This is a genomic window from Clostridium sp. RTP31139st1_H3_RTP31139_211217, assembly GCF_040227035.1.
In the GTDB taxonomy this organism is placed as follows: Bacteria; Bacillota; Clostridia; order Clostridiales; family Clostridiaceae; genus Clostridium; species Clostridium saudiense.
This window is the reverse complement of sequence record NZ_JBCOAB010000087.1, coordinates 1-5,563: the sequence shown is the minus strand read 5'-3', so window position 1 is coordinate 5,563 and position 5,563 is coordinate 1. Positions and strand designations below refer to the sequence as shown.

Below are 5,563 nucleotides of genomic sequence, written 5' to 3'. Positions count from 1 at the left end.
ACATTAGGCTTATAATTTAAGTTCATGTACTTTTTCCAAACCCTGATGAGTTTGTCTTTATCCCAGAAATATTTTTTATCATCAAAGTAAGTTTGTTTAACCAACAGTATCATGTGCCAATGTGGATGAAATTCAATTCGCTCTCTTTTCTTATCGTACTTAGAAGTAACTTCCAAGTGTCTAACAGTGCCTTGTACAACTCCCTTTATCCCATAAGACCTTTTTTTACCAGTTTTCTTATCTACTTTATAATTCTTAGCAGTACTAAAAATTAATTCTTTTTTAATCATTTCTTGAACAGCTTTTTGCATCTTATCAAGTTCATCCTTTAGCTCACCAACACCAACGTTTTTTTGAGTTAAGGTTATAAATATCAAAGAACTATTTTTATAATTATTATCTTTCTGAATTGATTCTATAATCTTAAATAGCATTTGACTCGCTTTATGTGATTTTAAGTGAGAGCATATAGGACAATAACGGTCCTTACAAAAGCTACCACGCCAATGTTTATGATTTGGGTTTTGTATGCATTGTTGTAAATATCTCAAGCTATTACAATTAGCAATTAATTCAGATTTGCTTATATATCCTAAATCTTTGAACAAATTTGATATATCAACAGACATCATTTTTTCAATAAGAAATATATCTTCCTTTCGTGGAATATCATAGAGCTCTATATATTCCTTAAGTTCTTCATTCTGGTTTATGTAATATTGAATGAAGGGATTCTCTATATTCATTTCAATCTTTTCTCCTTTCGTTAATCACTCAATTTTCGGGTACGCTTTTTCATGCCCTCAGCCCAGTCATATCAACGGCTTGAAGGGTGTTACCCCCCGAATTTGATTTTCTATACATTATCAAGACAAACTTTTCGATATCTTAACAGATATCGAGTCTTGCAGACAGCCCCCTATTTTACAGGGTTTGAGCCATTTTTTCAGCCTTTTTCTTAGCTCTATATTCTCTCATATAGTTTTTTAAGTGCTCTTTGTTATTTTCTTGCCATTTTTTTCGAGCTTTTGCAACTGTTTCTTTATTTTCAACGCGATAAGCTTGCATATACACTCTAAAATATTCTGTTCTTTGTTGCACAATAATTTCTCCTTTCTTGTTTATCTATTACAGTATATATAATATATTAGATATAATCAATAATTTTCCTTTAAAAAAAAGACCTAAAAGGTCTTTTTTTGCTATAACTCCATTTCCTCTAAACTTGGAGGGTCAAGCTCCTTCGATTTCTTTAACAAAGAGCTCTTACCCATTTGCTCTAATTGTTCTATGGTTTTTATACGCGCCTTGTAATCTCCTTTTGCAATATTATAAACCCCTTCTCGTAAACTCGCATAATTCTCTTTGGTTTCCTGGAGCTCTGCTCTTAACTCCATGTTTTCAGTGTTCATTTTTTCAATCTCATTCGTGAACATAACACCTTTAATGGCATATTCCATTTGTTGCTCTGGAGCAAGAGCTTCTGCAAAGCTCCTTGCCTTGGCAACATTCCTATTCCAATCTTTATTGGTTTGGTAAGTTGCTTTTGTTAGTTCTACTTTTTCCCCACGTTCCAGCCCTAAGTGCTCCACTTGTGCAAAAAAACTATCTTGTAGAGCTCTTAGGTCTTGTCGACCATTAATATAACCAGAATAGTTAAATTTATTATCTTTAACTGTTGTTAAAATGGCATGTAGATGTGGAGTTTCTTCATCAAGGTGAGTTACTGCTTGCAATAAGTTTTCTTCTCCAAAAGTATCAACAAGCCATTTTTTACATTCATCAAAATACTGCTCATGGGCGACCCTTTTGAAAAAAGCTTTATCACTTGTAAACAACACCTCTATAGCCCTTACGGCGTCCTTACGAGTTTTTCTCTTGTTATTAGCATCTATTTGCTTCTCCAAGGCTTTTACGCGTCCTACAAGCCCTGTGTAGCCTTCTACGGTTATGTTATTGCTTCCATCTGCACTTAATACCGTTTTACGCCTTGTATTATGCTTCTCTCGTTCTGCAAGAGCTTGCATGCTCTTTATTTTCTGTATTCTCATTATAGCGTGGCTCATAGCTCTACCCCCTCATTACTCTCATTACCCTCTTTTGGTGTTCGTTTATTGTTTTGTGAACGCTTCTTTTCTAACTTCTCCATATATTCGGGATATTTTAAAATATACTGTGTTACCACCCAAGTTTTATATTCAAGTTCCACGGAGAGCTTTTCGATAAGCTCCTGAAGTTCTTCGATTTTATCATCTTGCCTTTTAATTTCATCAAGCTCTCGAAGTAACTCCCAATGCTCTCTACGTAATTTTAAATACTGTTGTTTTAAATCTTCAAAGAGCTCTTTAGCTTCTTTTAGGTCTTTATAAAAAAACATATTACGTCTTATACCTCCTATTTTTTGATAAGACATAATACAGTTTATATCTTTAAAAAACAAGTAAAGTCGTAATACATCTATTTTTTAATAACATATATTTATCTTACATAAGTCATATATGCCTTTACAATATAAGTCATATTACAACTTTCGACTTGAATACATAAAGATAAGTCGTAATACGATAATAATTTATATATTCAGAAGCTCCGCGAAGATGTCTTTTACAAGACATAACTCCGCGAAGATGTCTTTTACAAGACATAACTCACTACGACTTATTTATAAGTCCGTTCGCCCTACGGGGTTAAGTCGCTCACGCTCCATGCTCCTATGGAGCTTTTATCTTGGAAATAAAAAAGAACTCTTAAATAGTTCTTTTAATATCTCATCATTATTGCTCTTAACACAATTTCTCTATTACTACTATCAAGAGAACTAAACAATTCATTAATCCCAAGACTATCATTACCACTATACATATCAAACGCTAATAACATCATCTTCTTCTCTGAACTGCTTAGAGGTATTCTAAACTTTGGTTTTAAGTTGCCTTGTTCATCTTCCACGATATCTATTCTAAATCTGCCTTTATCAAAGTTATATAAACTATCTACTTTATGAAACAAATCTTCATTAGCACTCATAATATACATTCCTGGTACTCTTTCAATATCATTTATAGAGACACCTCTACCTCTTCCAACTAAATTATTAAATCTTTCTTCATGCTCTTTATTTATAAAATTCATTATCTTCCAACCTCCAAATTCATTTTTGTATTAATATTTATAATTATATCAATTTTCCTTTTTTTTAATTAGGCTCTGTTTTAAATAAATATTGATAATTATTATGACTATTTATCATGGAATTATATTCAAATTAAGTATATAATAAAAATATATTTTATTACATAATTGTATTATATTGTTATTATGTAAAAGGAGGTAAGTATATGATAAACATAAAAAAAATAATAATTCCATCGATATGTATAGCAATTTTATCGTTTGTTATTGGTGCTACAGATAATAAAAATTCAACTAAGATTTTAGACGGGGTATATACATTAAGTCAAATAATAACTCAGAACGGTGAAGTTAGAAGTTTTACTTATGGGGGAGAATTGACAGTTAATGATTTAAAAACCACATTTAAAACACCAACACAGAACTGTCAGTGGGAACTTGAAAAAAATAGCTATGAAGTAATTGAAAATGGATTTATTGAAACTTCTTCAAATACAAATGAAAAATATATATGGATGAAAATTAATAATTAAAGAATAACTATTAATAATAAAATAATTGATTCTCAAGTTTAATCTATTGCGAACTAAAGAGCAGTGAAAATTTCGCTGCTCTTTTGAATTTGCAACATATTATAAACATCAATTAAAAATACAGGGCACACTTCGCTTCTATGGGGGAGGTTGCCCCCATCCCCCCCACCAAACTATTTATACACATCTACTTGCACCCTCTCATAGGGGCTGACCCCACAAGGGGGCACATAGTTAAAGCTGTTTAGGCTGAGAGGGATTATTATCTATCCCCTTAGGTTGTTCATTTAATATTTTATGAACAAGTCCTACAGAGCATTTCATTTCTTTTGCTATAGCTCTATAGGATTTACCATCTAAAAAAAGCTTCATGATTTTACCCTTTTCATTATTTCCAAATTTAGATTTACGCCCAGCATTACGTTCATTTTTTAATTTATGAACACTGTTTTTAACTGCTTCCAGTTCTGCTTCTAATTCTGCAATTCTTTGTAGAGCTTCTGCAAGCTCTTGCTCTAATTCAGCTTTTTTCTTATATGCCATTTACAATACCACCTTTGTTCATATTTTAATTAATAGACGTTCATTAATTAATTTATATACACTATATTAACATACATTAGAACAATGTTCAATAATTATTTTTGAACGTTCATAAAATAAAAAAAGAACGACACAAATGCCGTTCTACATAAAGGATTTATATTGACCTCATTTTAAATTATTGATATAATCTTCTCGAATAGTTAAGAAATAATGTTTTTATCTATACCGTCTGATGTTTTAGTTTGGCAGCTTACATCAGATTTTTTTTTACTCAAATATTCTTCCTCTGAAATATCCATTGTGAAAGGGTCATACCCATTTAACTCTAATTTAATTAATTCTTCTAAGGCTTGTAGCTCTCCATCAACTTTCTTTAACTCTTGTTTTCTTTTTATAATTCTTTTTATCTCTCTATTCATACTGTCTTTATAATCATTTAATTTCTTCTCAGACAGATTATAATAACACTTATTAAACTTAGAATACCTTTGTAGATATTCAACGGTATCAGCTCCACACGTTCTACACTTTTTGTTTTTAAATATATCTACAAGTTCAGCGTCTTGCATTTCACTTACAAGCTCGTCAGTACTTTTATTTCCAAACAATCTTTCCTTAGTCTTTTTAAATGCTCCTGTAAATATTAAATCACGTCTATTATGTAAAGACTTATACATCTCATTGAGTATTACTTTTGAATCTGACCAATTAATCTTAATATTACCAGTACCTTCTTCAACATCAACTTTTATTAAATCACTATCTTTAGTACTATACTTTGATATTTCTTTAATAGCTCCATTTGGCTCCATATCCTTAAGTTTTACATCAAAGCTATGCTTGTCCTCACTTGCTCCATCGACAATCTTTCTAATATCAACATTAGGCTTATAATTTAAGTTCATGTACTTTTTCCAAACCCTGATGAGTTTGTCTTTATCCCAGAAATATTTTTTATCATCAAAGTAAGTTTGTTTAACCAACAGTATCATGTGCCAATGTGGATGAAATTCAATTCGCTCTCTTTTCTTATCGTACTTAGAAGTAACTTCCAAGTGTCTAACAGTGCCTTGTACAACTCCCTTTATCCCATAAGACCTTTTTTTACCAGTTTTCTTATCTACTTTATAATTCTTAGCAGTACTAAAAATTAATTCTTTTTTAATCATTTCTTGAACAGCTTTTTGCATCTTATCAAGTTCATCCTTTAGCTCACCAACACCAACGTTTTTTTGAGTTAAGGTTATAAATATCAAAGAACTATTTTTATAATTATTATCTTTCTGAATTGATTCTATAATCTTAAATAGCATTTGACTCGCTTTATGTGATTTTAAGTGAGAGCATATAGG

8 protein-coding genes are annotated in these 5,563 nt (G+C 31.0%); 1 reads left to right on the top strand and 7 read right to left on the bottom strand.

Going from position 1 to position 5,563, the window contains the following annotated elements; all coding sequences use genetic code 11:
* The 5 genes from ABUA17_RS18330 to ABUA17_RS18310 form a co-directional block, all read right to left on the bottom strand.
* On the bottom strand, positions 1 to 746 hold a 746-nt coding region (locus tag ABUA17_RS18330; protein ID WP_349821184.1), incomplete at its 3' end, for a protein rep.
* A gap of 178 nt (positions 747 to 924) precedes the next feature.
* On the bottom strand, positions 925 to 1,101 hold the full coding sequence (locus ABUA17_RS18325; protein WP_349818264.1) for a hypothetical protein: 177 nt from the start codon (positions 1,099 to 1,101) through the stop codon (positions 925 to 927).
* A 101-nt stretch (positions 1,102 to 1,202) separates the two neighbouring features.
* On the bottom strand, positions 1,203 to 2,066 hold the full coding sequence (gene mobV, locus ABUA17_RS18320; RefSeq protein ID WP_349818255.1) for a MobV family relaxase: 864 nt from the start codon (positions 2,064 to 2,066) through the stop codon (positions 1,203 to 1,205).
* Positions 2,063 to 2,377 (bottom strand): hypothetical protein, encoded by a 315-nt coding sequence (locus tag ABUA17_RS18315; protein ID WP_349818256.1) that lies wholly within the window; start codon positions 2,375 to 2,377, stop codon positions 2,063 to 2,065. Before ABUA17_RS18315 ends, mobV begins: the two co-directional genes overlap by 4 nt.
* A gap of 383 nt (positions 2,378 to 2,760) precedes the next feature.
* The gene (locus tag ABUA17_RS18310; RefSeq protein WP_342998353.1) at positions 2,761 to 3,132 is read right to left on the bottom strand and encodes a DUF6075 family protein; all 372 of its coding nucleotides are present in this window, start codon (positions 3,130 to 3,132) and stop codon (positions 2,761 to 2,763) included.
* Between the two features lie 206 nt (positions 3,133 to 3,338).
* On the opposite strand from ABUA17_RS18310, the gene ABUA17_RS18305 reads away from it, so the two are divergent.
* A complete protein-coding gene (locus tag ABUA17_RS18305; protein ID WP_349818253.1) occupies positions 3,339 to 3,665 on the top strand; it encodes a hypothetical protein in 327 nt (108 codons plus the stop codon).
* A gap of 234 nt (positions 3,666 to 3,899) precedes the next feature.
* Here the strand turns inward: ABUA17_RS18305 and ABUA17_RS18300 are convergent, their stop codons facing one another.
* Both ABUA17_RS18300 and ABUA17_RS18295 read right to left on the bottom strand, forming a co-directional pair.
* Positions 3,900 to 4,208 carry a hypothetical protein gene (locus ABUA17_RS18300; RefSeq protein WP_342998355.1) on the bottom strand — a complete coding sequence of 103 codons (309 nt, stop codon included), beginning with the start codon at positions 4,206 to 4,208 and terminating at the stop codon, positions 3,900 to 3,902.
* A 203-nt stretch (positions 4,209 to 4,411) separates the two neighbouring features.
* The coding region (locus tag ABUA17_RS18295; RefSeq protein WP_349824107.1) for a protein rep at positions 4,412 to 5,563 on the bottom strand (1,152 nt) is incomplete at its 5' end.

Bases quoted from the DNA above. Each gene is read 5' to 3' on its own strand.
- mobV (WP_349818255.1), bottom strand. From the start codon at position 2,066: ATGAGCCACGCTATAATGAGAATACAGAAAATAAAGAGCATGCAAGCT.
- ABUA17_RS18315 (WP_349818256.1), bottom strand. From the start codon at position 2,377: ATGTTTTTTTATAAAGACCTAAAAGAAGCTAAAGAGCTCTTTGAAGAT.
- ABUA17_RS18310 (WP_342998353.1), bottom strand. From the start codon at position 3,132: ATGAATTTTATAAATAAAGAGCATGAAGAAAGATTTAATAATTTAGTT.
- ABUA17_RS18305 (WP_349818253.1), top strand. From the start codon at position 3,339: ATGATAAACATAAAAAAAATAATAATTCCATCGATATGTATAGCAATT.
- ABUA17_RS18300 (WP_342998355.1), bottom strand. From the start codon at position 4,208: ATGGCATATAAGAAAAAAGCTGAATTAGAGCAAGAGCTTGCAGAAGCT.